Origin of the sequence: Pseudomonas sp. PvP001 (assembly GCF_040546375.1) — a bacterium.
GTDB lineage: Bacteria > Pseudomonadota > Gammaproteobacteria > Pseudomonadales > Pseudomonadaceae > Aquipseudomonas > Aquipseudomonas coleopterorum.
Window position 1 is genome coordinate 2,520,515 of the sequence record NZ_JBEPNQ010000001.1, and the last position, 26,744, is coordinate 2,547,258.

Consider the following 26,744-nt stretch of genomic DNA (forward strand, 5'->3'; position numbering starts at 1 on the left):
AACAGCGAGAACTCCATGCGCATCGTCTTCGCGGGCACTCCCGAGTTTGCCGCCGAACACCTCAAGGCCCTGCTGGCCACCTCCCACGATATCGTCGCCGTGTACACCCAGCCGGATCGCCCGGCGGGACGCGGGCAGAAACTCATGCAAAGTCCGGTCAAGCAACTGGCCCTGGAGCACGGCATCCCTGTGCTCCAGCCAGTGACGCTGCGTGACCCGCAGGCACAGGCCGAGCTGCGTGAACTGGCTCCGGACCTGATGGTGGTGGTCGCCTACGGGCTGATCCTGCCGCAGGCGGTGCTGGATATTCCACCGCTGGGCTGCATCAACAGTCATGCTTCGCTGCTGCCACGCTGGCGCGGTGCAGCGCCGATCCAGCGGGCGGTGCAGGCTGGCGATGCGCAGAGCGGCGTCACCGTGATGCGCATGGAGGCCGGTCTCGATACGGGCCCGATGCTGCTCAAGGTCAGCACCCCGATCGACGCCCACGATACCGGCGGCAGCCTGCACGATCGGTTGGCGCAGCTTGGCCCGCCGGCCGTGGTCCAGGCCATTGCCGGCTTGGCTGCGGGTACCCTGCCGGGTGAAACCCAGGACGACAGCCTGGCCAACTACGCGCACAAGCTGGACAAGAACGAAGCACGCATCGACTGGAGCCAGCCGGCCGAAGTGCTGGAACGCCTGGTACGGGCGTTTTTCCCCTGGCCGATCTGCCACAGCACCTTGAACGGCGAGGCCCTGAAGGTGCTGGCGGCCGAGTTGGCCGAGGGCAGCGGTCAGCCGGGTGAAATCCTTCAGGTCGACAAGGACGGACTGACCGTCGCCTGCGGTGTGCAGGCACTGCGCCTGACCCGCCTACAGTTGCCGGGCGGCAAGCCACTCAACTTCAGTGACCTGTTCAACAGCCGCCGCGATCGCTTCGTGGTCGGCACGGTGCTGGGCCAATGAACCCGCGTCTGGCGGCGGCCCGCGCGCTCGCGGCAGTGCTCAACGGCAAGGCCTCGCTCAACAGCTCCCTGCCCAAGGAATTGGACAAGGTCGAAGCGCGGGACCGTGGCCTGGTTCAGGACCTGGCGTTCGGCACGGCACGCTGGCAGCCCCGTCTCGACGCACTGGCCGAGCGGCTGCTGCAAAAACCCTTCAAGGCCGCCGATGCCGATGTGCATGCCCTGCTGCTGGTGGGGCTCTACCAGCTGCTGTACACCCGCGTGCCGGCCCATGCCGCGATCGGCGAAACCGTCGGCTGCGCCGACAAGCTGAAGAAACCCTGGGCCAAGGCATTGCTCAACGCCGTACTGCGACGCGCCCAACGCGAGAGTGACGCCATTCTGGCCGAACTCGAACGCGATCCGGTAGTACGCACCGCCCACCCGCGCTGGCTGCAGAAATCGCTCAAAGCTTTCTGGCCAGAGCAGTGGGAAGCCATTTGCGCTGCCAATAACGCCCATCCGCCGATGATCCTGCGGGTCAACCGCCGCCATCACGACCGTGATGCCTACCTGGGCCTGCTGGCCGAGCAGGGCGTGGCCGCGCAGGCCTGTGTCCACAGCCGCGATGGCATTGTTCTTTCAGAAGCCTGCGATGTACGCGGGCTGCCCGGTTTCAGCGAAGGCTGGGTCAGCGTGCAGGATGAAGCCGCGCAGTTGGCCGCCGAGCTACTCGACCTGGCCTCCGGCCAACGCGTGCTCGATGCCTGCTGCGCGCCAGGTGGCAAGACATGCCATATCCTGGAAGCCGAACCGGCCCTGGCTGAGGTTGTGGGAATCGATCTCGAAGCGAAACGCCTGGTCCGGGTGCGCGAGAACCTGCAGCGTCTGGGGTTGCAGGCTCATTTGATCGCCGCCGATGGCCGCGATACCTCAGCCTGGTGGGACGGCAAGCCGTTCCAACGCATCCTGCTCGACGCACCCTGTTCGGCCACCGGCGTGATCCGCCGTCATCCCGACATCAAGCTGACCCGCCAACCCGACGACATCCATGCCTTGGCCGTGCTGCAAGGCAAGTTGCTCGACGCCATGTGGCCGACGCTGGAGGTTGGCGGCGTGTTGCTCTATGCCACGTGCTCGACCTTGCCCACGGAAAATACCGAGGTCATCGAGGCGTTCCTCGCTCGCACGCCCGGCGCCCGCGAACTGGACCTGGCCACCTCTGCCGGGATCAAGCAGGCCCATGGCCGCCAACTGCTGGCGCAAGAAGGCGGTCACGATGGCTTCTACTACGCCAAACTGATCAAGATCGCCGCCGTACGCGGCCATTGACGGGGAATAACGGATGAAGATCATCATCCTGGGCGCAGGGCAGGTGGGCGGCACTTTGGCCGAGCACCTGGCCAGCGAGGCCAACGACATCACCGTGGTCGATACCGACCCCGAACGCCTGCGCAACCTTGGCGACCGTCTGGACATCCGTACCGTGCAGGGCCGCGGCTCGTTTCCGACCGTGCTGCGCCAGGCCGGTGCCGACGACGCGGACATGCTGGTGGCAGTGACCAACAGCGACGAAACCAACATGGTCGCCTGCCAGGTCGCCTACACCCTGTTCCATACCCCGACCAAGATCGCCCGGGTACGCGAATCGGCCTATCTCACCCGTGCCGGCCTGTTCGACAACGATGCCATACCGGTGGATGTGCTGATCAGCCCGGAACAGGTGGTGACCAACTACATCAAGCGCCTGATCGAATACCCCGGCGCCCTGCAGGTCATCGACTTCGCCGGAGGCAAGGCGCAGCTGGTTGCGGTCAAGGCTTACTACGGCGGCCCGCTGGTGGGCCAGCAATTGCGGCAGATTCGTCACCACATGCCCAAGGTCGATACACGCGTGGCGGCCATCTTCCGTCGGGATCGGCCGATCCTGCCCCGCGGCGACACGGTCATCGAAGCGGACGATGAAGTCTTCTTCATCGCCGCCCGCGAAGACATTCGCGCGGTGATGAGCGAACTGCGCCGGGTCGACCAGAGCAACAAGCGGGTGGTCATCGCCGGCGGCGGGCAGATCGGCGAGCGCCTGGCCGAAGCCATCGAAAGCCGTTACCAGGTGAAGATCATCGAGATGAATCCGGCGCGCTGCCGCTATCTTTCCGACACCCTGGACAGCACCGTGGTGTTGCAGGGCAGCGCCTCGGACCGCGACCTGATGCTCGAAGAGAACATCGCCCAGGCCGATATCTTCCTGGCCCTGACCAACGATGACGAGGCCAACATCATGTCCTCGTTGCTGGCCAAGCGACTGGGCGCGCGCAAGGTCATGACCATCATCAACAACCCGGCCTACGTCGATCTGGTCCAGGGCGGCGAAATCGACATTGCCCTGAGTCCACAACTGGCGACCATCGGTACGTTGCTTGCGCACGTACGGCGTGGCGATATCGTCAGTGTGCATTCATTGCGCCGCGGTGCGGCCGAAGCCATCGAGGCCATTGCCCACGGCGATGCGCGCTCGAGCAAGGTGATCGGCAAGCCTATCGAAACCATCGACCTGCCACCGGGAACCACCATTGGCGCGATCATTCGCGATGACCAGGTGATCATCGCCCACAGCGACACGGTGATCGAAGCCGGTGACCACGTGATCCTGTTCGTTGTGGATAAAAAATACATCCGCGACGTGGAAAAGCTGTTCCACGTGGGCCTGAGCTTCTTCTGACCCCTGATCCCGCTCCTTCATGGAGCGGGCCCTCCAGCAGCCCGCTCTGTGAAAGCATATCGGGTGGGAGCGGGGCGGGCGGCTGAGCCCTCTGCCCGCGAAGAGGCCATCACGCCACGCCGCTATCTCAATACCACTTCGCCTCACCCGCCGGCCGCTTCTTGAAACGCTTCATGCTCCACATGTACTGGCTCGGATAAGCCCGCACATACTTCTCGACCACAGCGCTCATCGCCGCCACCGAGGTGTGCGTATCGGTGCTGTACATGGCCTCGGGCGCCGCTTCCAGAATGACCTTGTAGCCCGAACCGTCCGGCAGGCGCAGCGCATGCAGGAACACACCGACGGCCTTGCCGCCAGCCAGCATGTTGGGCACGAACTTGCTGGTCAGGGCCAGCGTACCGAGGAAGGGAACGAACATGCCGGCCGATTCGGCCGGTTCCGGGTCCGCCGGAATGCCCACCTGGCCGCCCTTGCGCACCTCCTTGATGACACTGAGGATGCCTTCCTTGGTCGAAGCCGCCACGCGGTTGCCCAATTGCACTCGCTGCTTCTGCAGCAGCTCGTCCACTGCCTTGAGCTTGGGCGGGCGGTAGAAAATGATCGGCTTGCATTGGTTGCAGTAGAAGTGATTGAGCACCTCCCAGTTGCCCAGATGGCTGGTGATGCCGACCACGCCCTTGCCCGAAGCCAGCGCCTGAGTGAGCACCTCCAGGCCCTCGACTTCGCGCACCAGATCGAGCGAGCGCTGCGCCGGCCAGATCCAGGCGCAGGCGCTCTCGGTCAAGGTCTTGCCGATGTCCATCAGGCTGCGGCCTACCAACTGCTCGCGCTCGGCGGCAGGCATGTCCGGAAAACACTTGGCCAGGTTGATACGCACCACATCGCGCGACCGGGTCGGCAACTTCCACATCAGCCAGCCGATGGCGGTGCCGACCCGTTGCACGGTGCGCCACGGCAGCAGCGCGAACAACCGCAAGGCACCGACCATCAGCGCCCCTTTGAACTTATCCACAGATCACTCCTTAATTGCCCAGGCGCTCATTCTAGCCTCAGCCGGCCAGCGCGGCGTAGCGATCGCAATCCTGGGTATGGTCCATGACCATGCCCGAGGCCTGCATGAAGGCGTAGCAGATGGTCGGGCCGACGAAGGTGAAGCCGGCTTTCTTCAAGGCCTTGCTCATGGCTCGGGCTTCGTCGGTTTCCATGGGGATGTCGCTGCGATCGTGCGGATGATTGATCTTCGGCTGCCCGCCGACGAACGACCAGAGAAAACCCACCGGGTCTTCAAGCTGCAGCCAGGCGCGGGCATTCTTGCGTACCCCGTTGAGTTTGAGGCGATTGCGCACGATGCCCGGATCCTGCATCAGCTCCTCGATCTCCGCGTCACTCAGCTGCGCGAGGCGCTGCGGGTCGAAGCCGTGGAGCACCTGCCGATAGCGTTCACGCTTGCGCAGCACGGTGATCCACGACAGGCCGGCCTGGAACCCTTCCAGCGAAAGCAACTCGAACAGGGCGCCCGCCTCGCGCAGCGGCACCCCCCACTCAAGGTCGTGATAGGCCTGGTACAACGGGTCTTGGGTACACCAAAAGCAGCGAGGCATTGGGGCTCCATGGGTAGAGGCGCCGCGGAATCGCGGTATACTCCCGCTCTTTATATTCGCAGCCCTAGAAACAGGTGAATTTCGTGAGCCAGCCTACGCCAGCCGTGCGTACCTTCCAAGACTTGATCCTCGCCCTCCAGCAATACTGGGCCGAGCAAGGTTGTGTGGTGCTTCAGCCCTACGATATGGAAGTGGGCGCCGGCACTTTTCATACCGCCACTTTTCTGCGCGCCGTAGGCCCGGAAACCTGGAACGCCGCTTACGTGCAACCCAGCCGCCGTCCGACTGACGGCCGCTATGGCGAGAACCCCAACCGCCTGCAGCACTACTACCAGTTCCAGGTCGTTCTGAAGCCCAACCCGGACAACTTCCAGGAGCTGTACCTGGGATCGCTCAAGCACATCGGCCTCGATCCGCTGGTGCACGACGTGCGCTTCGTCGAAGACAACTGGGAGTCGCCGACCCTGGGCGCCTGGGGCCTGGGCTGGGAAGTCTGGCTCAACGGCATGGAAGTCACTCAGTTCACCTACTTCCAGCAGGCCGGTGGCATCGAGTGCTACCCGGTCACCGGCGAAATCACCTACGGCCTCGAGCGCCTGGCCATGTACCTGCAGGGCGTCGACTCGGTCTACGACCTGGTCTGGGCCGATGGTCCGTTCGGCAAGGTGACCTACGGCGACGTGTTCCATCAGAACGAGGTGGAGCAGTCCACCTACAACTTCGAGCACGCCAACGTCGACAAGCTGTTCGAACTGTTCGATTTCTACGAGAGCGAAGCCAAGCGTCTGCTCGAGCTGGACCAGCCCCTGCCGCTGCCCAGCTATGAAATGGTCCTGAAGGCGTCCCACACCTTCAACCTGCTCGATGCCCGCCGCGCCATTTCGGTCACCGCGCGCCAGCAGTACATCCTGCGCGTGCGGACCCTGGCCCGCGGCGTGGCACAGGCCTACCTGATGGCCCGTGCCAAGCTGGGTTTCCCCATGGCGACCCCCGATCTGCGTGATGAAGTATTGGCCAAGCTGGAGGCTGCGCAATGAGTGCTCAAGATTTTCTGGTCGAGCTGGGCACCGAAGAGCTGCCACCCAAGGCCCTCAACACCCTGGCCGACGCTTTCCTGGCCGGTATCGAGAAAGGCCTGCAGGCCGCTGGCCTGAACTACAGCGCCAAGAACGTCTATGCCGCGCCTCGTCGTCTGGCCGTACTGATCACGGGCCTGGACACCCAGCAGCCGGACCGCAGCATCAACCTCGACGGCCCGCCGTTGCAGGCCGCGTTCAATGCCGAAGGCGAGCCGACCCAGGCCGCGCTGGGCTTCGCCAAGAAGTGCGGCGTGGACCTCAGCGAAATCGACCGCAGCGGTCCCAAGCTGCGCTTCAGCCAGAACATCGTCGGCAAGCCGACGGCCAGCCTGCTGCCGACCATCGTCGAAGACTCGCTCAACGACCTGCCGATCCCCAAGCGCATGCGCTGGGGCGCGCGCAAGGAAGAGTTCGTGCGGCCGACCCAGTGGTTGGTGATGCTGCTGGGTGACGACGTCGTCGATTGCACCATCCTGGCTCAGAAGGCCGGACGTGAATCACGCGGTCACCGCTTCCATCATCCAGAGAGCGTGCGCATCAGCTCGCCGGCCAGCTACCGCGAAGACATGCGCCAGGCCTACGTGCTGGCCGACGCTCAGGAGCGCCGTGAACTGATCGCCCGACGCACCGCCGAGCTGGCCACCCAGCAGGAAGGCAGCGCCATCGTGCCACCGGCCCTGCTCGACGAAGTGACGGCGCTGGTCGAATGGCCCGTACCTCTGGTGTGCTCGTTCGAAGAGCGTTTCCTGGAGGTGCCGCAGGAAGCCCTGATCACCACCATGCAGGACAACCAGAAGTACTTCTGCCTGCTGGATGCCGACGGCAAGCTGCTGCCACGCTTCATCACCGTGGCCAACATCGAGAGCAAGGATCCGCGTCAGATCGTCGAGGGCAACGAAAAAGTCGTACGCCCACGCCTGACCGACGCCGAGTTCTTCTTCAATCAGGACAAGAAGCAGCCGCTGGAAAGCTTCAACGCGCGCCTGGAAAACGTGGTGTTCCAGGCGCAGTTGGGCAGCGTCTACGACAAGGCCGTACGGGTCTCCAAACTGGCGGCCTACATTGCCTCGCGCATTGGTGGCGATGCCCAGCGCGCCGCGCGGGCAGGCTTGCTGTCGAAGTGCGACCTGGCCACGGAAATGGTCGGTGAATTCCCGGAAATGCAGGGCGTGGCCGGTTACTACTACGCGCTCAACGATGGCGAGCCCGAAGACGTCGCTCTGGCGCTCAACGAGCAGTACATGCCGCGTGGCGCGGGTGCCGAACTGCCCAGCACCCTGACCGGCGCAGCCGTGGCCATCGCCGACAAGCTCGACACCCTGGTCGGCATCTTCGGCATCGGCATGCTGCCCACCGGCAGCAAGGACCCCTATGCCCTGCGCCGTGCCGCGCTGGGCGTGCTGCGCATCCTGATCGACAAGCAACTGGACCTGAACATCAACGATGCCGTGGGCTTCGCGGTCTCGGCCTTCGGCAGCAAGGTGAAGTCCGCAGGGCTGGCCGAGCAGGTGCAGGAGTTCATCTTCGACCGCCTGCGTGCTCGCTACGAAGACGAAGGCATCGATGTCGCCACCTACCTGTCGGTCCGTGCACTGCAGCCTGGTTCGGCGCTGGATTTCGACCAGCGCGTGCAGGCTGTCCAGGCGTTCCGCCGGTTGCCCGAAGCGGCTGCCCTGGCGGCGGTGAACAAGCGCGTCTCGAACCTGTTGAGCAAAGCCGACGGCAAGATCTCCGCCACCGTGGAGCCCAAGTACTTCGACAACGCCAACGAGTTCTCGCTGTATTCGGCCATCACTCAGGCCGACCAGGCCGTGGTGCCCATGGCCGCCGAGCGTCGCTACAACGAAGCACTGACCCGCCTGGCCGCCTTGCGCGAGCCAGTGGATGCGTTCTTCGAAGCGGTGATGGTCAATGCCGAAGATGCCAATGTGCGGGCCAACCGCTATGCCTTGCTGGCACGGCTGCGCGGTCTGTTCCTGGGCGTCGCCGACATTTCGTTGCTGGGGTAAGCCTTGAAACTGCTGATTCTCGATCGCGATGGGGTCATCAACCATGACTCCGATGCCTACATCAAATCGGTCGCCGAATGGCTGCCATTGCCTGGCGCGATCGAGGCCATTGCGCAGTTGCACCAGGCCGGCTGGACGGTGGCGGTCGCCACCAACCAATCCGGCCTGGCGCGCGGATACTACGACCTGGCCACCCTCGACGCCATGCACGAGCGCCTGCGCTCGCTGGTGGCCGAGCAGGGCGGCGAGGTCGGTCTGATCGTGCACTGTCCACATGGTCCGGATGACCATTGCACCTGCCGCAAACCGCGTCCGGGCTTGTTGCAGACCATCGCTGCGCACTACGACGTGCCTCTGGCTGGCGTCTGGTTCGTGGGTGATAGCTTGAGTGACCTGAACGCCGCAATGGCGGTGGCTGCTCAGCCGGTGCTGGTGAAAACCGGCAAAGGCCTGCGTACCCTGACCCATGAACTGCCCGAAGGGACGCTGATTTTCGATGACCTGGCGGCAGTCGCCGGGCACCTTATCCACACTTGACGGTACCCACCGCTATGTCGATCCTGCGGGCAATCAGAATCTTTGCCTTTTATCTGCTATTGGGCAGCAGCGCCTTGCTGTGGTGCACGCTGAGCTTCTTCATCGCGCCGTTCCTGTCGTTCAAGGCGCGTTACCGTTTCATCAACGTGTACTGGTGCCGCTGTGCGCTGTGGCTGACACGCGTCATGCTCGGCATCGATGTGCAGATCAAGGGCGCACACAACGTTCCCAAGACACCCTGCGTCATCGTCTCCAACCATCAGAGCACCTGGGAAACCTTTTTTCTCTCGGCCTATTTCCAGCCCCTGAGCCAGGTGCTCAAGCGTGAGCTGCTGTTCGTCCCGTTCTTTGGCTGGGCCATGGCCATGCTGCGCCCCATCGCCATCGATCGCGACAACCCAAAGCTGGCACTCAAGGAAGTCGCGAGCAAAGGGGACACCCTGTTGAAAGATGGGGTGTGGGTGCTGATCTTTCCTGAAGGTACTCGCGTTCCCTACGGCCAGATTGGCAAATTCACCCGCAGCGGCAGTGCCCTGGCGGTGAATGCCGGGTTACCCGTATTGCCCATCGCTCACAACGCCGGGCGCTATTGGCCCAAGGAAGGCTGGAACAAGCACCGTGGCACCATCGAGGTGGTCATTGGTGAACCGATGTACGCCGAGGGTACAGGCCCGCGGGCCATTGCAGCCCTGAACGAGCGCGTACAGACGTGGAATGAGCAAACCCAGCAGGCCATGGGCGCGCTGCCGGAAAAGCCCGAAATCGCACCGACACCGGTTATCTGATTTCTGTGGATAACTTGTGTATTGTTTCTCGCGTAAACTATTTGAAAACTGCGTAACCATTTGTTGGATATACAGTTTTCTAAAGGCTATAAATCCCTGCCATTGGTGCATAAGTTTTTTGCACGGCGGTGAAAGGCTCGATTTTCGAGCCCTTCACCGCAGCGTCTAGACCTTGTCCAGATCAACGTGCCGCGTTTCCTTCAGACAGAACATCCCCACCACGAAGCTGATCCCGGTCACCAGTACTGGGTACCACAGTCCGTAGAAGATATCCCCTGTGTACACCACCAACGCGAACGAGACCGTGGGCAGGAATCCGCCGAACCAGCCGTTGCCGATGTGATAGGGCAGGGACAGGGAGGTATAGCGGATGCGTGTGGGGAAGAGTTCCACCATCACCGCTGCCAGCGGGCCATAGGTCATGGTAGCGATCAGAATCATGGCAACGATGATCAACACCACCATGGGTTGATTCACCAGGCTCGCATCGGCCTTGGCAGGATAGCCGGCCTGGGCGATGGCAGCCCGCAACGCCGGCTCGTCATAGCCTGTGATGCGCTGCTCGCCGATCGTGATCGCCACATCGCTGCCGTCGGCTGGAGCCGAGGAATACGGCACACCCGATTTGATCAGCAACGTCTTGACCTTGTCGCAGGGACTGTCGAATTTGGCCTTGCCCACCGGATCGAACTGGAAGGTGCAGGTGGCCGGGTCAGCCATCACCGTCACTGGCGCTGTGCGAGTGGCCTGGTCGATCTGCGGATTGGCGTAGTGGCTCAAGCCCTTGAACAGCGGGAAATAGGCGAAGGTTGCCAACAGCAACCCCAGCATCAGGATGGGCTTGCGTCCAATGCGGTCGGACAACCAACCGAAGAATACGAAGAACGGCGCACCGATGATCACACTGATGATCAGCAATTGGTTGGCCAGCGCCGGATCCATCTTCAGCATTTGCGTCAGGAAGAACAGCACGTAGAACTGCGCGCAGTAGAAGGTCACCGCCTGCCCGGCGTTGATGCTGAACAGCGCGGTCAGCACGATCTTCAGGTTCTGCCAGGAACCGAAGGACTCCCGGATCGGTGATTTACTGGTCTTGCCCTCGGACTTCATCTTGGTGAAAGTCGGCGACTCGCTCAGGCTCAGACGAATCCAGGTCGAGATACCCAGCAACACGATCGACAGCAGGAACGGCAGGCGCCAGCCCCAGACCTCGAACTGATCGCCGCTGATGTAGCGGCTGCCCAGCACCACCAGCAACGACAGGAGCAAGCCCAGGGTGGCGGTCGACTGGATCCAGCCGGTATGAAAACCTCGCTTGCCCTGTGGCGCATGTTCGGCCACATAGGTCGCCGCGCCACCGTACTCACCTCCCAGTGCCAGGCCCTGCAGCATGCGCAGGATCACCAGGATGATCGGCGCCGCGATGCCGATGCTGGCGTAGGTCGGAAGCAAGCCTACCGCGAAGGTCGATATCCCCATCAGAATGATGGTCATGAGAAAGGTGTACTTGCGCCCGATCATGTCGCCGAGGCGACCGAACACCAAAGCGCCGAAAGGGCGCACCAGAAAGCCTGCTGCAAATGCCATGAGGGCAAAGATGAAGGCTGTGGTCTCGTTCACTCCGGCAAAGAACTGCTTGCTGATCACCGCAGCCAGGGCGCCGTACAGAAAGAAGTCGTACCATTCGAACACCGTCCCCAGGGACGAGGCGAAGATGATCTTCTTCTCGTCCCGGTTCACGGCAGGCGCGGCCGCCGCGCCCTGTTGCAGATAATCCGCCATATTCGCATCCTCAGTGATTATTGTTGTTGTTCCACTGTTGCTTGTCCCGAGTACTGCCTGTGCTCGGTCAAATCCTTTCCGGCATTTGCAGCGATGTCGCCGGCACAGCTTGCAATGGCTGTGGGTCAAGGATCATCTGCGCAGCCTTTTCGGCGATCATCACCGTCGGCGAGCAAGTATTGCCCGAGACGATTTCCGGCATGATCGACGCGTCCGCCACACGCAGGCCCTGTACGCCACGTACCTTGAGTTGCGCATCCACCACCGCGAGGGTGTCATTGCCCATGCGGCAGGTACCCGCTGGATGAAAGATAGTCGTTCCTATGCGTCCTGCCGCTGCGCGCAACGCTTCCTCACTCTGCACGTCTTCCCCTGGCAGGTATTCCTGTGGAGCAAAGCCTTGCAGTGCCGAGCCTTGAACGATCTTGCGCGTCAGGCGGATGGCATCCACGGCCACCTGAACATCCTCGGGATCGCTCAGATAATTAGGATCGATCAACGGCGCTGCGTCCGGATCGGCAGAACTGATATCAACCCGCCCGCGACTTTTCGGACGCAGGTTGCACACCGAGGCCGTGAACGCAGGAAACCGATGCAGCGGTTCGCCGAAGCGCTCCAGCGACAGGGGCTGTACGTGATACTGAAGGTTGGGGGAGGGCTGCTCGGGGCTTGAGCGCACGAACGCACCCAGTTGGCTGGGCGCCATGGCCAGCGGCCCACTGCGGTCGTACAGGTAGCGCACACCCATGCCGAACTTGCCCCACAGGCTGTTGGCCACCTGGTTGAGGGTGCGTGCATTGCTGACCTTGTAGACCAGACGCAGTTGCAGATGGTCCTGCAGGTTGCCGCCCACTCCAGGCAGTTCGTGCTGCACGTGGATGCCCAGGCGTTCGAGCAATGGCCGCGGACCGATGCCGGATCGCTGAAGGATGTTCGGGGAGCCGATCGCGCCTGCACAGAGTATGATTTCCCTTGCAGCCTGGAACTGATGGTCCTCACCCTGCCAGCGGGCAACCACGGTGCGAGCACGGCCATCCTGCAACAGCACCTTGTCCACTCGAACGCCCGTATGGACCGTCAGGTTCGCCCGTTTGAGCGCCGGACGCAGGAACGCCTTGGTCGAATTCCAGCGCACTCCGGCTTTCTGATTGACCTGGAAATACCCACACCCCTGATTGTCGCCGGTGTTGAAGTCATCGATGCTGGCAATGCCGGATTCCGCCGCCGCACTGCGGAACGCATCGAGAATGGGCCAGCGGTAACGCTGCTGCTCCACGCGCCACTCGCCCTCGGCGCTATGGAATTCCGAATTGCCGGCATGGTGGCTCTCGCTCTTGCGAAACAGCGGCAGGACGTCCTTCCAGCCCCAGCCCGGATTACCCAAGGCCTCCCAGCGGTCATAGTCGCTGGACTGGCCGCGCATGTAGATCATGCCGTTGATCGAAGAACAGCCACCCAGGACCTTGCCCCGTGGGTAGTTCAGGGCACGGCCGTCGAGGCCCGGTTGCGGTTGGGTCTTGAAGCACCAGTCGGTGCGGGGGTTGCCGATGCAGAACAGGTAGCCCACCGGAATATGGATCCAGGCATAGTTGTCCCGGCCTCCGGCCTCCAGCAACAACACCTTGACCGAGGGATCGGCGGACAGTCGATTGGCAAGCAGGCAGCCTGCAGGACCGGCGCCGACAATGATGTAGTCGTAGACGGATGAGATCGATGGCATGGTGTACTCCGCGCCGTTTTATTGTTCTTGTCGTTCCCCATGTTATTGATTAGCTTCGTGGTGAAAACGAAAGATTTCACCCAGGGGCTGAGCGTTTTCGCACAGCGCACCGCGCAGTTGATTAACAAGGGAAAATCGATGTTCGACTGGAACGACCTGCGCTTCTTTCTCGAACTGCACCGCAGCGGTCGCCTGCTGACCGCCGCCAAGCGCCTGCACACGACCCATAGCACCGTCGCCCGGCACATCGAAAGCATCGAGCGCCATCTGGGTACGCCACTGTTCGTACAGAATGCCCATGGCTACGAACTGACCCCGGCGGGGCAGACGCTGCTCAAGCATGCCGAGGCCATGGAAAACGTGGCGCTTCGCGCGCAGGAAGACATCACGCAGTCGTTCAACCCGCTGGGCAAGATCCGCCTGGGCGTGACCGAAGGGATCGGCATCGCCTTCATCACTCCCCGCATCGGTGAACTGTTCCGCCGCTACCCGGGCCTGGAAGTGGAGCTGGTGGCTGTTCCACGCTTCGTCAGCATCCTCAACCGCGAAGCCGAAATCAGTGTGCACCTGGAGCGTCCCAACGCGGACTTGCTGATTACCCGCAAACTCACCGATTACCACCTGGCCCTGTATGCCAGTGCCGATTACCTCGCCACCGCGGCACCGTTGCGTAGCCGTGAAGACCTGGCACAGCACCGCTGGATCGGCTATGTCGACGACCTGTTGTTCAGTCAGGAACTGCTCATGCTCAACAGCTTCTGCCGCAGCCCGGTGGTTGCCTTCCGCAGCACCAGCGTCCTGGCCCAGCAGGAGGCTGCCTGCATCGGTCTCGGCATCGCCGTGCTTCCCGTGTACATGGCCGCCCAGGACCCGCGCCTGGTGCGCGTACTACCTGACGAAACCATTCAGCGCAGCTACTGGATAAGCACCCGGCGCGAGCTGCACAAATCGGTGCGGCTGCGCGTGGTCTGGGATTTCCTCCTGCAACTGTGCGCCGACCAGCAAGCCACCTTACTCGCCACCTGAAGCCATGCCCGGCTCCCACATGGGAGCGATGTGTTGCCGTCATGTGGGAGCGGGCTCTGCCCGCGAAAGAGGCCCTTGCAGCGTATCAGTTGCACCGAGGTGTATCGTTCGCGGGCAGAGCCCGGCTCCCACAAGGGAGAGGTGTGTTGCCTTCATGTGGGAGCGGTGTGTTGCCGTCATGTGGGAGCGGGCTCTGCCCGCGAAAGCGTCAGTCGCGCCACCACGGATTCAGCGGGCTCAAACAACCACCGGCTGCCCGCCATGAACAGCTTCCCCCGCATCGCCATGCAGGGAAATTTTCGACGTCTCGGGCAACGCCAACCCTCCCGCAAGCGCCAGCACCGAAACCCCCATCAGGTAGAACGCCGGCGACAGGTTGCTCCCGGTCATGCCGATCAACCAAGTAGCCATCAACGGCGCCGTACCGCCAAACAGGGTATAGGCCAGGTTGTAGGTAATCGCCGACGCCGTGTAGCGGGTCCGGGTCGGGAAGGTTTCCGAGAGCAGGGCAGCAGTCACCACACCGCTGAGCACTGCGCCCACCGCCAGCATCATCACCCCGAACACAGAGGCGGCGAACGAACCCGAACTGGCCAGCAGGAACGAAGGGTAAACCACCGCAATCAGCAACACGCCAGTGGTGGCCACCGTCGCGCGGCGACCGACCTTGTCGGAAAACGCACCCGCCACCGGACACATCAATGCGGCGAACACCAGCGCGATCACCGAGATCAGCAGCGCGGTGGCCCTGCTCAGCCCACCCACCACCTGCAGGTAGGTCGCGAAATAGGTCGTGAATATATAGAAGGAGAGGGCGGTCAGCGACACGAATGCCCCCAGGCACAGGATTGCGCCGCCATGACTTCGCAGGGTGTCCTTGAGCGGCGAATGGGCGACATCGTGATCCTGTTTAACAGCCTGGAATGCGGGGGTCTCATCCAGGCGCCAGCGCAGATAAAGACCGACCAGACCTAGCGGCGCCGCAATCAGGAAGGGCACTCGCCATCCCCAACTGGCCATCGCCTCGGGCGACAGCGATGCGTCCAGTGCATAAGCCATGACCGCCGCACAGGCAAACGCGCTGAAGGTCGACACCGGGATGAAGCTGCCATACCAGGCACGTTGGGTACGCGGGGCGTGCTCCATGAGGTAGGCACAGGCTCCAGCGTATTCGCCTCCTGCAGAAAAACCCTGCGCGCAGCGGATCAGCGTGAGCAGGATCGGCGCGGCAATACCAATGGCGGCATAGGTAGGCAGCAAGCCGATGAGCGTCGTTGCACCAGCCATGAGCAGAATGGTCATGGCCAGCACCTTCTTGCGTCCGATCCGGTCGCCCAGCATACCAAACACGATCCCGCCCAATGGCCGGAAAGCGAACGCAACGGCGAACACCGCAAAGGTCTTTAACAACCCCGTCGTGGCATCCCCGCTGGGAAAGAACTGCTGGGCAATCGCCGTGGCCAGGAAACCATAGACGGCAAAGTCGAACCATTCCACGAAGTTGCCCACGGCAGCCGCGCAGATCACCTTTTTCAACGTCGCGGGAGAAACCCGCCCCTCCATTGCCTGGTTCATGATCTCCACCCCTGCACAGTTGTATCGAGCGATCGATTATCCGGTGCGTGCCATCCCACGATTGCCAAAAAACGGCATTGGCGTAGTCATGGCCGCAACGCACCTGTGACAGGCCTTCGCAAGATCCACGCCAGCGTCGCGCTCGTTACCTGCCAGGCAAGAGACCCAAGATCAGCACCCATAAAAAAACCCCGGGCCAAAGGCACCGGGGTCTGGTCTGCTGAGCACGTCGACCTATCAGAAGTCCAGGTTCGAAACCGCCAATGCGTTGCTTTCGATGAACTCGCGACGTGGCTCGACCGCATCACCCATCAGGGTGTTGAAGATCTGGTCAGCGCCGATCGCATCCTCGATGGTGACCTTGAGCATGCGGCGCACGCTTGGGTCCATCGTGGTTTCCCACAGCTGATCCGGGTTCATCTCACCCAGCCCTTTGTAGCGCTGGATGGTATGACGCTTGGTGCTTTCGGTCATCAGCCAGTCCAGGGCCTCCTTGAACTCGACCACAGCCTTCTTGCGCTCGCCACGTTTCACGTAGGCACCTTCATCCAGCAGACTGGCCAACTGTGCGCCCAGAGCGGTCACGGTCTTGTAATCGTTGCTGCCGAAGAAATCGCGGTTGAAGGTGATGTAGCTGGCCAGGCCATGGGAAGTGATCTCCACTTCCGGCAGCCAGACGTTGCGCTCACGGTCTTCACGCAGGCTGGCTTTGTACACCAGACCGGATTTCTCGCTGGTGCGCAGACGCGCATCGAACTTGGCCAACCAGGATTGCATGGCTTTATGATCGCCCAGTTGCTCGAGCGAAACCGCCGGCAGGTACACGAAGTGCTCGGTGAGCTCCTGCGGATACAGACGCGACAGGCGCTTGAGCGTCTTCATGACCATGCGGAAATCATTGACCAGACGCTCCAGTGCTTCACCGGAAATCCCTGGCGCCGAATCATTGAGGTGCAGGCTCGCATCTTCCAGGGCCGACTGCGTCATGTATTCTTCCATGGCGTCGTCGTCCTTGATGTACTGCTCCTGCTTGCCCTTCTTGACTTTGTACAGCGGCGGCTGGGCGATGTAGATATAGCCGCGCTCGATCAGCTCCGGCAGCTGGCGGAAGAAGAATGTCAGCAGCAGGGTACGAATGTGCGAACCGTCGACATCGGCATCGGTCATGATGATGATGTTGTGATAGCGCAGCTTGTCGATGTTGTACTCTTCGCGACCGATACCGCAGCCCAGCGCCGTAATCAGGGTGCCGACTTCCTGCGACGAGATCATCTTGTCGAAGCGCGCCTTCTCGACGTTGAGGATCTTGCCCTTGAGCGGCAGAATCGCCTGGGTCTTGCGGTTACGACCTTGCTTGGCCGAACCACCGGCGGAGTCACCCTCCACCAGGTACAGTTCGGAAAGGGCAGGGTCCTTCTCCTGGCAGTCGGCCAATTTGCCTGGCAAGCCAGCGATGTCCAGAGCCCCTTTACGGCGAGTCATCTCGCGCGCTTTACGAGCCGCCTCGCGAGCACGCGCGGCATCGATCATCTTGCCGACCACGGCCTTGGCTTCGTTCGGGTTTTCCAGGAGGAAGTCCGAGAAGTACTTGCCCATTTCCTGCTCGACTGCAGTCTTTACTTCGGACGAAACCAGCTTGTCCTTGGTCTGCGAGCTGAACTTGGGATCCGGAACCTTGACCGAAATGATCGCGGTCAAACCTTCACGCGCATCGTCACCGGTGGTCGAGACCTTGTTCTTCTTGGCCAGACCTTCCTGCTCGATGTAGTTGTTCAGGTTGCGCGTCAGCGCCGACCGGAAGCCCACCAAGTGAGTGCCGCCATCGCGCTGTGGAATGTTGTTGGTAAAGCACAGCAGATTTTCGTTGAAGCTGTCGTTCCACTGCAGGGCAACTTCCACGCCCACGCCATCATCGCGCTGCACGTTGAAATGGAAGACCTGATTCACAGCTGTCTTGTTGGTATTCAGGTACTCGACAAACGCACGCAAACCGCCTTCGTATTTGAACAACTCTTCTTTGCCGCTGCGCTCGTCCTTCAGCAGAATGCCAACACCGGAGTTGAGGAACGACAGCTCACGGATCCGCTTCGCCAGAATGTCCCAGCTGAAATGAATGTTCTTGAAGGTTTCAGCCGACGGCTTGAAGTGAATCTTGGTGCCGGTGGTCTCGCTGTCGCCGACGATCTTCATCGGTTCCTGCGGCACGCCGTGCACGTAGAACTGCTCCCACAACTTGCCAGCGCGGCGCACGGTCAGTTGCAGACCTTCGGACAGGGCGTTCACCACCGACACACCTACGCCGTGCAAACCACCCGACACCTTGTACGAGTTGTCATCGAACTTACCGCCAGCGTGCAGTACGGTCATGATGACCTCGGCTGCAGATACGCCTTCTTCCTTATGCACGTCCACGGGAATACCGCGGCCGTTGTCGGTTACGGAAATGGATTCGTCTGGATGAATGGTGACGGTGATTTCGTCACAGTGGCCAGCCAGTGCTTCGTCGATGGAGTTGTCCACCACTTCGAAGACCATGTGGTGCAGGCCGCTACCATCATCGGTGTCGCCGATGTACATACCGGGACGTTTGCGTACGGCATCAAGCCCTTTCAACACCTTGATGCTGGAGGAGTCGTACGTTTGATTCTCGCTCATGCCTTCACTCCCGATGATCGTGGGTCTGGGTAATACCGCCTTGTTCCACGTGGAACAAAGCAACTGGCGTTTCCGTCTGCCAGCCTTCCCTCAATAATTCCTGGTCTACGCAGGTGATGAACACCTGGCAACGTAAGTCTTCAAGCAAGCGGCACAATGCGCGACGGTGCTGTTCATCCAGCTCGGACGGCAAGTCGTCTACCAGATAGATGCATTGACCGCGGCGGGCTTGGCCGACCAGATGACCTTGGGCAATGCGGAGTGCGCACACCACGAGCTTCTGCTGACCGCGCGACAATATGTCGGCCGCGTTGTGGGCGCCCATTCGCAATCGAAGGTCAGCGCGCTGAGGTCCAGCCTGGGTATGCCCCATCTGCTGATCTCTCAACAAGGACCCTGCCAGGACGTCTGCGAGTTCGCGATCCTTGTCCCAGCCTCGGTAATAGCTCAATGTGAGACCTTCCAGCTTCAACAACTCGGCGAGTGTCTGTTCGAACACTGGCTTGAGCGCTTTGATATAAGCGCGCCGATAGTCGTCGATTTCAGCGCTGGCTAGGCAGAGCTCACGGTCCCATGCCGCTTGCGAAGCAACGTCAAGTGTACCATGCCGAAGCCATGAGTTCCGTTGCTTCAGGGCCTTCTGCAACCGCTGCCAGGTCGACATGAATCGAGGTTCCACGTGGAACACTCCCCAGTCTAGGAACTGTCGGCGGATCTTCGGAGCCCCCTCCAACAGTCGAAAGCTATCGGGGTTGATCAGCTGCAAGGGCAATATCTGGGCAAGCTGAGCCGCGCTTCGAGCGTTCTGGCCGTCGATACGAATAGTGAAATCGCCCTGTCTTTCCCGTGAAATACCCAGGTTGCTATGACCGCCTTCGGCCAGCTCAACCTGGCCAAATACAGTCGCAGTGGCTTGCTCGTGCTGAATGATCGGCACCAGACGCGTGCTGCGAAACGATCGCGCGAGGCCCAAGAGGTGAATGGCTTCCAGCACACTGGTTTTGCCACTGCCGTTGGCGCCGTAGAGGATGTTGATACGCGGGGAAGGGGAGAAGGTCACCGGGTGCAGGTTGCGCACCGCGGTGACTGTAACGCGGGTCAGGGACATTCAGGTGGCTGTCAGAGGCGCATCGGCATGACGACGTATGCCGAGTCGTCATTGTCGGATTCCTGGACCAACGCGCTGCTGTTGGAGTCAGATAGGATCAGGCGAACCTGCTCGGTCGTCATCACTCCCAGCACGTCGAGTAGATAGCTGACGTTGAAGCCGATTTCCAGCGCACCGCCGTTATAGTCCACGGCCACTTCTTCTTCCGCTTCTTCCTGTTCAGGGTTGTTGGCCTGAATCTTCAGCTGACCGGCTGCCAGTTGCAGGCGGATGCCGCGATACTTTTCATTGGACAGGATCGCGGTGCGGCTGAAGGCCTCACGCAGTGCCTGACGGTCACCCAGTACCAGCTTGTCGCCACCTTTGGGCAGCACACGCTCATAGTCAGGGAATTTGCCGTCGACCAGCTTGGAGGTGAAGGTGAACTCACCCGTGGTTGCGCGGATGTGATGCTGGCCCAGCACGATGCTGACATTGCCGTCGGGCTCGGTCAGCAGACGGGCGAGTTCCAGAATGCCCTTGCGCGGCACGATGACCTGATGGCGGTCGGCTTGACCAATATCAGCCTGCATCGAGCACATGGCCAGACGGTGGCCGTCGGTGGCGACTGCTCGGATGATGCCGGCCGATACTTCCAGCAGCATGCCGTTGAGATAATAGCGTACGTCCTGCTGGGCCATGGCGAAGCTGGTGCGTTCGATCAGGCGACGCAGCTTGCTCTGCACCAGGCTGCAGGTCAGCGAACCCGGGCCTTCTTCGACGGTAGGGAAGTCATTGGCCGGCAGCGTCGACAAGGTGAACCGACTGCGCCCGGCCTTGACCACGACCTTCTGCTCATCGACCTTGATGTCGATCAGGGCGTCGTTGGGCAGGCTCTTGCAGATGTCCATCAACTTGCGCGCAGGCACGGTGATCTCGCCAGGCTCGGCCGGCTCTTCCAGCTGCACGCGGCCAACCAGTTCCACTTCCAGGTCAGTACCGGTCAGAGACAGCTGCTGCCCCTGAACCACCAGAAGGACGTTGGAAAGCACAGGCAAGGTCTGGCGGCGTTCGACGACGCCGGCGACCAGTTGCAGGGGTTTCAACAGGGCTTCGCGTTGAATGGTGAAATGCATGGTCTAGTCCCTTGCCTCAAAAGCTGCGTAGTGAGTGTTCACGTGGTCAGTGTACGCAGCAGGTTCTTGTAGTCCTCGCGGATATCCGCGTCGGATTCCTTGAGTTCGTTGATCTTGCGGCACGCGTGCAGCACAGTCGTGTGATCGCGCCCACCAAACACATCGCCGATTTCCGGCAGGCTGTGGTTGGTCAATTCCTTGGACAGCGCCATCGCCACCTGCCGTGGCCGGGCCACCGAGCGCGAACGGCGCTTGGAGAGCAGATCGGAAATCTTGATCTTGTAATACTCGGCCACCGTTCGCTGGATGTTATCCACACTCACCAGCTTGTCCTGCAGTGCCAGCAGGTCCTTGAGCGACTCACGGATCAACTCGATGGTGATCTCGCGACCCATGAAGTGTGAGTGCGCAATGACCCGCTTGAGTGCACCTTCCAGTTCGCGGACATTGGAACGGATGCGCTGGGCGATGAAGAACGCCGCGTCATGAGGCAGCTCGACCTTGGCCTGGTCTGCCTTCTTCATGAGGATGGCGACACGGGTCTCCAGTTCGGGCGGCTCGACAGCGACGGTGAGACCCCAGCCGAAGCGCGATTTCAACCGCTCCTCGAGTCCTTCGATTTCCTTGGGGTAGCGATCGCTGGTGAGAATGACCTGCTGGCCGCCTTCCAACAGTGCATTGAAAGTGTGGAAAAACTCCTCCTGGGAGCGTTCCTTGCGCGCGAAGAACTGGATATCGTCGATCAGCAACGCATCGACCGAGCGGTAGAAGCGCTTGAATTCGTTGATCGCGTTCAACTGCAACGCCTTGACCATGTCTGCAACAAACCGCTCGGAATGCAGGTAAACCACCTTGGCATTCGGATTCTTCTTGAGCAGGTGGTTACCCACAGCGTGCATCAAGTGCGTCTTACCCAGGCCGACACCACCATAAAGGAACAGCGGGTTGTAGCCATGCTTGGGATTGTCCGCCACCTGCCAGGCAGCCGCGCGTGCCAGCTGGTTGGATTTACCTTCCACGAAGTTTTCGAAGGTAAAGGTGCGGTTCAGGTAACTGGTGTGCTTGAGCGCACCTTCTACCTGAACAGTGCGTTGCTCGGAGCGCACGGGTGCCGGCTGCGAGCTGGCGCCGGCCATGGGGTCGAAACTGTCACGCGAAGGCTCTTCGCTGGCCACTGAAGGCTTGGCAACGGCTTCTACAGGCGCTGCCGCAGGCGCGGCTGCCACCGGGGCGGCCTGCACCTGATTCGCGGCTGCGGCGGCTGCCAGCGGCGCGTTGGGGGCAGCGCGGGGCGTCGAGCTGCGACGGCTGCCGATCAGCAACGAAAGTGCCGGCGCCAGGCCATTGCCATGCTCACCCAACAATTCGAGGAGCCGCGTCAGGTACTTCTCGTTGACCCAGTCCAGCACGAACCGGTTAGGCGCATAGACGCGCAACTCGTCGCCTTCGGCTTCGACCTGTAGCGGACGGATCCAGGTGTTGAATTGCTGGGCAGGCAGTTCATCGCGCAGGAGTTCCACGCACTGCTGCCAAAGTTCCACTGACACAGGTATCCCCTGAATTGAAAGCCGGCAAGGCAAAAACAACGGCCATTGTACCGACGCTCCGCACACTTATCCACATGTAGGTCGGGTCCGCTGTTCTGCGGCTTGGAAAAACACGACAAGAATGCTTCGAAAACCGGCGTGTGAGCTCTGTGGATAACCCGCCCTGAGATCTATGCACAAGTGGGGGTCGAGCTCTGTGCATAACTCGCCTGTGGATATCCATCGATTCCATCCACAGGTTGTGCGGAGCAATGACACAGGCGCAGCACGTCTTCTGGACAGGGTTGCGGATCGCCAGAACGCCCTGTGAATAAGGCCTCAAGGCGGTTATCCACAGATATCGTCCTCTCTAAGATCTATAAGCATTACAGAAAAGCTTTAAATAAGTCCCTTCTCTATTTTTATATTTGATCGCCTGAATCGTCCAACCCATCCCCCTGAGCAGGCATCGGCAATGAAGGTGCCCAATCACCGACCGGTGTTCATCAGCTCCCCTCTATCTGAGGAAAGCGGTCAAAAAGTAATAGTTGGTTGGAAATTGACCTTCTGCCGCGCTTTCACTAGAATCGCCGGTCTCTTAAAACGGGGTCCATTCCGGCCCGTTGTGGACGAACCAGGTAACAACCATGAAACGTACTTTCCAACCCAGCACCATCAAGCGCGCTCGCACTCACGGTTTCCGTGCTCGCATGGCTACCAAGAACGGCCGTACCGTCCTGTCGCGTCGTCGCGCCAAGGGCCGCAAGCGTCTGGCAGTTTGATCCTTCGGCACGGGTGGTGAGTCAGGACTACGGTCGGGAAAAGCGTCTGCTGACAGCCCGGCATTTCAAAGCAGTCTTCGACTCGCCATCTGGCAAGGTACCCGGCAAGAACCTGCTGCTCCTTGCGCGTGAGAACGGCCTCGAACATCCCCGTCTGGGGCTGGTCATCGGTAAAAAGAGCGTCAAGCTCGCCGTTCAGCGCAATCGCTTGAAACGCTTGATGCGTGACTCGTTCCGTCTGCACCAGGGCATCCTGGCGGGCTGGGATATCGTCATCGTCGCGCGTAAAGGTTTGGGCGACGTGGAAAACCCTGAATTGCATGAGCATTTTGGCAAGCTCTGGAAGCGCCTCGCACGTAACCGGCCCGCTCCAGTGGTGAAGACCGAACCTGCAGGAGTGGACAGTCAAGATGCGTAAACTGGCAATCGTTCCGATCCAGTTCTACCGCTACGCCATCAGCCCTCTCATGGCGAATCACTGTCGTTTTTACCCCAGTTGCTCTTGCTACGCGCTTGAAGCCATCGAAATCCACGGCCTCTTGCGTGGAAGCTGGCTGACCGTTCGTCGCCTTGGCCGCTGTCACCCATGGAATGCCGGTGGTTTCGACCCGGTTCCAGACGCCCCATCACCCCGTTCTTCTTCGATAGCCGAGTAATCATGGATATTAAACGCACGATCCTGATCGTCGCCCTGGCAGTCGTGGCCTACGTCATGGTCCTGAAATGGAACCAGGATTACGGTCAAGCCGCCTTGCCGACTCAGAATGTGGCTACCCAGAACCCGACGCCGGCGTTGCCGGAAACGGTACCGGGCACCAACACTCAAGCCAGTGCCGATGTACCCAGCGCCAATCCTGATGCCAATCTGCCTGTGCCGACCCCTGTTGTGGTCAGCAAGGACCTGATCTGGGTCAAGACCGACGTGCTCAACTTCGCTATCGATCCTACCGGTGGTGATATCGTCCAGCTGAACCTGCCCGAGTATCCTCGTCGCCAGGACATGCCGAACATTCCGTTCCAATTGTTCGACAACGGTGGCGAGCTGACCTACCTGGCCCAAAGCGGGCTGACCGGTACGAACGGCCCGGATGCACGTCCAAGCGGACGTCCCGTGTACAGCGCCACGCAGAAAAGTTATCAACTGGCCGACGGCCAGAACCAGCTCGTGGTCGACCTGACCTACAGCGACAATGGTGTGAACTACCTCAAGCGCTTCACCGTCGATCGCGGTGAGTACGACCTGAAAGTCAGCTACCTTGTGGATAACCAGAGCGCGCAGAACTGGAGCGGCAACATGTTCGCCCAGCTCAAGCGCGACAACAGCTCCGATCCTTCGTCGACCACGGCCACCGGTACCGCTACCTACCTGGGCGCAGCCCTGTGGACAAGTGGCGAGCCGTACAAGAAAGTGTCGATGAAAGACATGGACAAGGCCGGCCTCAAGGAAACCGTCCAAGGCGGCTGGGTCGCATGGCTGCAGCATTACTTCGTGACTGCCTGGATTCCTGCCGCTGGCGACAGCAACAATGTCATGACGCGCAAGGACAACCAGGGCAACTACATCATTGGCTACACCGGCCCGACACTGTCGGCAGCGCCAGGTGGCAAGGTTGAAACCACAGCTACGCTGTACGCCGGCCCCAAGGTTCAGGACAAGCTCAAGGAGTTGTCCCCAGGTCTGGAGCTGACGGTCGACTACGGCATCCTGTGGTTCATCGCTCAACCGATCTTCTGGTTGCTCAAGCACATCCACGCGATCCTGGGGAACTGGGGCTTCTCGATCATCTGCCTGACCATCCTGATCAAGCTGCTGTTCTTCCCGCTGTCGGCCGCCAGCTACAAGTCGATGGCGCGCATGCGTGCCGTGGCGCCGAAATTGGCTGCCCTCAAGGAACAGCATGGCGATGACCGGCAGAAAATGTCCCAGGCCATGATGGAGCTGTACAAGAAAGAGAAGATCAATCCACTGGGCGGCTGCCTGCCGATCCTGGTGCAGATGCCGGTCTTCCTTTCCCTGTACTGGGTATTGCTGGAAAGGCGTCGAGATGCGTCAGGCACCTTGGTTGCTGTGGATAACCGACCTGTCTATCAAGGATCCGTACTTCATCCTGCCGATCATCATGGGTGCGACCATGTTCATCCAGCAGCGCTTGAACCCGACGCCTCCGGATCCGATGCAGGCCAAGGTGATGAAGATGATGCCGATCGTGTTCACCTTCTTCTTCCTGTGGTTCCCGGCAGGTCTGGTGCTGTACTGGGTAACCAACAACACCCTGTCGATCGCCCAGCAGTGGTACATCACACGCAGCATCGAGAAAGCCGCGGCGAACAAACCTGCCGTCTGACGGGTTGCTCGACTAACCTGTGTACAAGGCGCCCCCTCGTGGGGCGTTTTGCTATCTGAAATTCGACCGGAGTACCTGCATGAACGTCGTTCGCGAAACCATCGCTGCCATTGCCACCGCCCAGGGTCGAGGCGGAGTAGGGATCGTACGCATCTCCGGACCGCTGGCCAGCCAGGCCGCCCAGGCTATCATCGGCCGCGTGCCGACCCCTCGCCATGCGCACTATGGGCCAATGCTCGATGCACATTCCCAGGTCATCGATGAAGGGCTGGGGCTGTACTTTCCAGGACCCAACTCGTTCACCGGCGAAGACGTGCTCGAGCTGCAGGGTCATGGCGGACCCGTGGTGATGGACATGCTGCTGCAGCGCTGCCTGGAATTGGGCTGCCGTCTGGCACGTCCCGGCGAGTTCAGCGAGCGAGCTTTTCTCAACGACAAGCTGGACCTTGCCCAGGCCGAGGCCATTGCCGATCTCATCGAAGCGAGCTCCGCCCAGGCAGCACGCAACGCGGTACGCTCGCTACAAGGGGCGTTTTCTCGGCGTGTGGATAACTTGACCGAGCAGCTCATCGCGCTGCGGATCTATGTGGAAGCTGCCATCGACTTTCCCGAGGAAGAAATCGACTTCCTTGCCGATGGCCACGTATTGAGCATGCTCGACAAGGTACGCGACGAGTTATCCACCGTGCTGCGCGAAGCCGGGCAGGGTGCCCTGCTGCGTGATGGGATGAACGTCGTGATCGCCGGGCGGCCGAATGCCGGCAAGTCCAGCCTGCTCAATCTGCTGGCCGGACGTGAAGCGGCCATCGTCACCGACATCGCCGGTACCACCCGTGACGTGTTGCGCGAACATATCCACATCGACGGCATGCCGCTGCATGTGATCGATACTGCCGGATTGCGTACCACCCTCGATGAAGTCGAGCAGATCGGCGTCCAACGCGCGCTGAAGGCCATTGCCGAAGCCGACCGTATCCTGCTGGTGGTGGACGCGACTTCTGCCGAGGCAGCTGACCCGTTCGCCGTCTGGCCGGAGTTCCTGGAGCTCACGCCTGACATCGGCAAGGTCACGGTGATTCGCAACAAGGCGGATCTGAGCGGTGAAGCGATCGGTATCCAACATGACCACGATGGTCACGTGACCTTGAGCCTCACGGCCAAGGGGTCCGGCCAAGGCCTGGAACTGCTGCGTGAGCATCTCAAGGCGTGCATGGGCTACGAGCAGACAGCTGAAAGCAGCTTCAGCGCTCGTCGCCGTCATCTCGATGCCTTGCGCCATGCAGGCAATCACCTCGACCACGGCCGTGATCAGCTGACATTGGCCGGCGCTGGTGAGCTGTTGGCAGAGGATCTGCGCCAGGCACAGCAGGCGTTGGGCGAAATCACCGGTGCTTTCAGCTCCGATGACCTGCTGGGAAGAATATTTTCCAGCTTCTGCATCGGTAAATAGG

21 protein-coding genes and 1 pseudogene are annotated in these 26,744 nt (G+C 61.0%); 13 read left to right on the forward strand and 9 right to left on the reverse strand.

The features are described from left to right. Positions 1-15 precede the first annotated feature (15 nt). Genes fmt through trkA form a run of 3 tightly spaced genes read left to right on the forward strand, consistent with a single transcriptional unit; the run spans position 16 to position 3,645 of the window. Positions 16-948 (forward strand): methionyl-tRNA formyltransferase, encoded by a 933-nt coding sequence (gene fmt / locus ABMD26_RS11450; RefSeq protein ID WP_354309573.1) that lies wholly within the window; start codon positions 16-18, stop codon positions 946-948. Next, the gene (gene rsmB, locus ABMD26_RS11455) at positions 945-2,258 is read left to right on the forward strand and encodes a 16S rRNA (cytosine(967)-C(5))-methyltransferase RsmB (RefSeq protein ID WP_354309575.1); all 1,314 of its coding nucleotides are present in this window, start codon (positions 945-947) and stop codon (positions 2,256-2,258) included. The genes fmt and rsmB overlap by 4 nt, the downstream gene beginning before the upstream one ends. 13 nt (positions 2,259-2,271) lie before the next feature. Beyond that, positions 2,272-3,645, forward strand: coding sequence for a Trk system potassium transporter TrkA (trkA, locus tag ABMD26_RS11460; RefSeq protein ID WP_056844856.1), 1,374 nt, complete (start codon positions 2,272-2,274; stop codon positions 3,643-3,645). A gap of 127 nt (positions 3,646-3,772) precedes the next feature. Here trkA and ABMD26_RS11465 read toward each other — a convergent pair whose 3' ends face one another. Beyond that, the gene (locus ABMD26_RS11465) at positions 3,773-4,660 is read right to left on the reverse strand and encodes a lysophospholipid acyltransferase (protein ID WP_134722115.1); all 888 of its coding nucleotides are present in this window, start codon (positions 4,658-4,660) and stop codon (positions 3,773-3,775) included. Positions 4,661-4,697: 37 nt separating this feature from the next. After that, positions 4,698-5,249, reverse strand: a complete 552-nt coding sequence (locus tag ABMD26_RS11470; protein WP_354309578.1) for a DNA-3-methyladenine glycosylase I — start codon at positions 5,247-5,249, stop codon at positions 4,698-4,700. Positions 5,250-5,332: 83 nt separating this feature from the next. Here ABMD26_RS11470 and glyQ point away from each other — a divergent pair, with 83 nt between their 5' ends. The 4 genes from glyQ to ABMD26_RS11490 are packed head-to-tail and all read left to right on the forward strand — an operon-like array spanning position 5,333 to position 9,659. Next, positions 5,333-6,286: a glycine--tRNA ligase subunit alpha gene (glyQ, locus tag ABMD26_RS11475; protein ID WP_043193756.1), complete on the forward strand. Its 954-nt coding sequence runs from the start codon at positions 5,333-5,335 to the stop codon at positions 6,284-6,286. Continuing rightward, the gene (gene glyS, locus ABMD26_RS11480) at positions 6,283-8,337 is read left to right on the forward strand and encodes a glycine--tRNA ligase subunit beta (protein WP_354309581.1); all 2,055 of its coding nucleotides are present in this window, start codon (positions 6,283-6,285) and stop codon (positions 8,335-8,337) included. The genes glyQ and glyS overlap by 4 nt, the downstream gene beginning before the upstream one ends. Positions 8,338-8,340: 3 nt before the next feature. After that, a complete protein-coding gene (gmhB, locus tag ABMD26_RS11485) occupies positions 8,341-8,874 on the forward strand; it encodes a D-glycero-beta-D-manno-heptose 1,7-bisphosphate 7-phosphatase (protein ID WP_134722113.1) in 534 nt (177 codons plus the stop codon). A gap of 14 nt (positions 8,875-8,888) precedes the next feature. Further along, positions 8,889-9,659, forward strand: coding sequence for a lysophospholipid acyltransferase family protein (locus ABMD26_RS11490; protein ID WP_049860466.1), 771 nt, complete (start codon positions 8,889-8,891; stop codon positions 9,657-9,659). 165 nt (positions 9,660-9,824) lie between these two features. Here the strand turns inward: ABMD26_RS11490 and ABMD26_RS11495 are convergent, their stop codons facing one another. Further along, a complete protein-coding gene (locus ABMD26_RS11495) occupies positions 9,825-11,441 on the reverse strand; it encodes an MFS transporter (RefSeq protein ID WP_122743057.1) in 1,617 nt (538 codons plus the stop codon). A gap of 67 nt (positions 11,442-11,508) precedes the next feature. Continuing rightward, the gene (locus tag ABMD26_RS11500; RefSeq protein WP_354309584.1) at positions 11,509-13,161 is read right to left on the reverse strand and encodes a GMC family oxidoreductase; all 1,653 of its coding nucleotides are present in this window, start codon (positions 13,159-13,161) and stop codon (positions 11,509-11,511) included. A gap of 138 nt (positions 13,162-13,299) precedes the next feature. Here ABMD26_RS11500 and ABMD26_RS11505 point away from each other — a divergent pair, with 138 nt between their 5' ends. Further along, complete coding sequence (locus ABMD26_RS11505) at positions 13,300-14,187, forward strand: LysR family transcriptional regulator (RefSeq protein WP_134722111.1); 888 nt, start codon at positions 13,300-13,302, stop codon at positions 14,185-14,187. 237 nt (positions 14,188-14,424) lie between these two features. On the opposite strand, the gene ABMD26_RS11510 is transcribed toward ABMD26_RS11505, so the two are convergent. The 5 genes from ABMD26_RS11510 to dnaA all read right to left on the reverse strand — a co-directional run bounded on the left by ABMD26_RS11510 (position 14,425) and on the right by dnaA (position 22,187). Further along, positions 14,425-15,762, reverse strand: coding sequence for an MFS transporter (locus ABMD26_RS11510; protein WP_354311825.1), 1,338 nt, complete (start codon positions 15,760-15,762; stop codon positions 14,425-14,427). Between the two features lie 237 nt (positions 15,763-15,999). Further along, positions 16,000-18,417 (reverse strand): DNA topoisomerase (ATP-hydrolyzing) subunit B, encoded by a 2,418-nt coding sequence (gyrB, locus tag ABMD26_RS11515; RefSeq protein ID WP_354309587.1) that lies wholly within the window; start codon positions 18,415-18,417, stop codon positions 16,000-16,002. Positions 18,418-18,421: 4 nt separating this feature from the next. Next, positions 18,422-19,525, reverse strand: a complete 1,104-nt coding sequence (gene recF, locus ABMD26_RS11520) for a DNA replication/repair protein RecF (protein WP_049860461.1) — start codon at positions 19,523-19,525, stop codon at positions 18,422-18,424. Positions 19,526-19,536: 11 nt separating this feature from the next. Beyond that, positions 19,537-20,640, reverse strand: a complete 1,104-nt coding sequence (gene dnaN, locus ABMD26_RS11525; RefSeq protein WP_049860460.1) for a DNA polymerase III subunit beta — start codon at positions 20,638-20,640, stop codon at positions 19,537-19,539. A gap of 38 nt (positions 20,641-20,678) precedes the next feature. Continuing rightward, the gene (dnaA, locus tag ABMD26_RS11530; protein ID WP_056844846.1) at positions 20,679-22,187 is read right to left on the reverse strand and encodes a chromosomal replication initiator protein DnaA; all 1,509 of its coding nucleotides are present in this window, start codon (positions 22,185-22,187) and stop codon (positions 20,679-20,681) included. Positions 22,188-22,813: 626 nt separating this feature from the next. On the opposite strand from dnaA, the gene rpmH reads away from it, so the two are divergent. The 5 genes and pseudogenes from rpmH (at position 22,814) to mnmE (ending at position 26,743) form a co-directional block, all read left to right on the forward strand. Beyond that, entirely contained in the window at positions 22,814-22,948 is a 135-nt protein-coding gene (rpmH, locus tag ABMD26_RS11535; RefSeq protein WP_043192020.1) for a 50S ribosomal protein L34, read from the forward strand. Between the two features lie 13 nt (positions 22,949-22,961). Further along, a complete protein-coding gene (rnpA, locus tag ABMD26_RS11540; RefSeq protein ID WP_043192022.1) occupies positions 22,962-23,366 on the forward strand; it encodes a ribonuclease P protein component in 405 nt (134 codons plus the stop codon). Next, a complete protein-coding gene (gene yidD, locus ABMD26_RS11545; RefSeq protein ID WP_082223633.1) occupies positions 23,359-23,604 on the forward strand; it encodes a membrane protein insertion efficiency factor YidD in 246 nt (81 codons plus the stop codon). The genes rnpA and yidD overlap by 8 nt, the downstream gene beginning before the upstream one ends. Positions 23,605-23,606: 2 nt before the next feature. Then, a pseudogene (gene yidC / locus ABMD26_RS11550) lies at positions 23,607-25,293 on the forward strand (membrane protein insertase YidC). A 79-nt stretch (positions 25,294-25,372) separates the two neighbouring features. After that, entirely contained in the window at positions 25,373-26,743 is a 1,371-nt protein-coding gene (mnmE, locus tag ABMD26_RS11555) for a tRNA uridine-5-carboxymethylaminomethyl(34) synthesis GTPase MnmE (RefSeq protein WP_320523315.1), read from the forward strand. Position 26,744 lies beyond the last annotated feature (1 nt).

Coding starts and splice junctions, on each gene's coding strand:
- fmt (WP_354309573.1), top strand. CDS start 16: ATGCGCATCGTCTTCGCGGGCACTCCCGAGTTTGCCGCCGAACACCTC.
- rsmB (WP_354309575.1), top strand. CDS start 945: ATGAACCCGCGTCTGGCGGCGGCCCGCGCGCTCGCGGCAGTGCTCAAC.
- trkA (WP_056844856.1), top strand. CDS start 2,272: ATGAAGATCATCATCCTGGGCGCAGGGCAGGTGGGCGGCACTTTGGCC.
- ABMD26_RS11470 (WP_354309578.1), bottom strand. CDS start 5,249: ATGCCTCGCTGCTTTTGGTGTACCCAAGACCCGTTGTACCAGGCCTAT.
- glyS (WP_354309581.1), top strand. CDS start 6,283: ATGAGTGCTCAAGATTTTCTGGTCGAGCTGGGCACCGAAGAGCTGCCA.
- ABMD26_RS11490 (WP_049860466.1), top strand. CDS start 8,889: ATGTCGATCCTGCGGGCAATCAGAATCTTTGCCTTTTATCTGCTATTG.
- ABMD26_RS11495 (WP_122743057.1), bottom strand. CDS start 11,441: ATGGCGGATTATCTGCAACAGGGCGCGGCGGCCGCGCCTGCCGTGAAC.
- ABMD26_RS11500 (WP_354309584.1), bottom strand. CDS start 13,161: ATGCCATCGATCTCATCCGTCTACGACTACATCATTGTCGGCGCCGGT.
- ABMD26_RS11505 (WP_134722111.1), top strand. CDS start 13,300: ATGTTCGACTGGAACGACCTGCGCTTCTTTCTCGAACTGCACCGCAGC.
- ABMD26_RS11510 (WP_354311825.1), bottom strand. CDS start 15,762: ATGAACCAGGCAATGGAGGGGCGGGTTTCTCCCGCGACGTTGAAAAAG.
- gyrB (WP_354309587.1), bottom strand. CDS start 18,417: ATGAGCGAGAATCAAACGTACGACTCCTCCAGCATCAAGGTGTTGAAA.
- recF (WP_049860461.1), bottom strand. CDS start 19,525: ATGTCCCTGACCCGCGTTACAGTCACCGCGGTGCGCAACCTGCACCCG.
- dnaN (WP_049860460.1), bottom strand. CDS start 20,640: ATGCATTTCACCATTCAACGCGAAGCCCTGTTGAAACCCCTGCAACTG.
- rpmH (WP_043192020.1), top strand. CDS start 22,814: ATGAAACGTACTTTCCAACCCAGCACCATCAAGCGCGCTCGCACTCAC.
- yidD (WP_082223633.1), top strand. CDS start 23,359: ATGCGTAAACTGGCAATCGTTCCGATCCAGTTCTACCGCTACGCCATC.
- mnmE (WP_320523315.1), top strand. CDS start 25,373: ATGAACGTCGTTCGCGAAACCATCGCTGCCATTGCCACCGCCCAGGGT.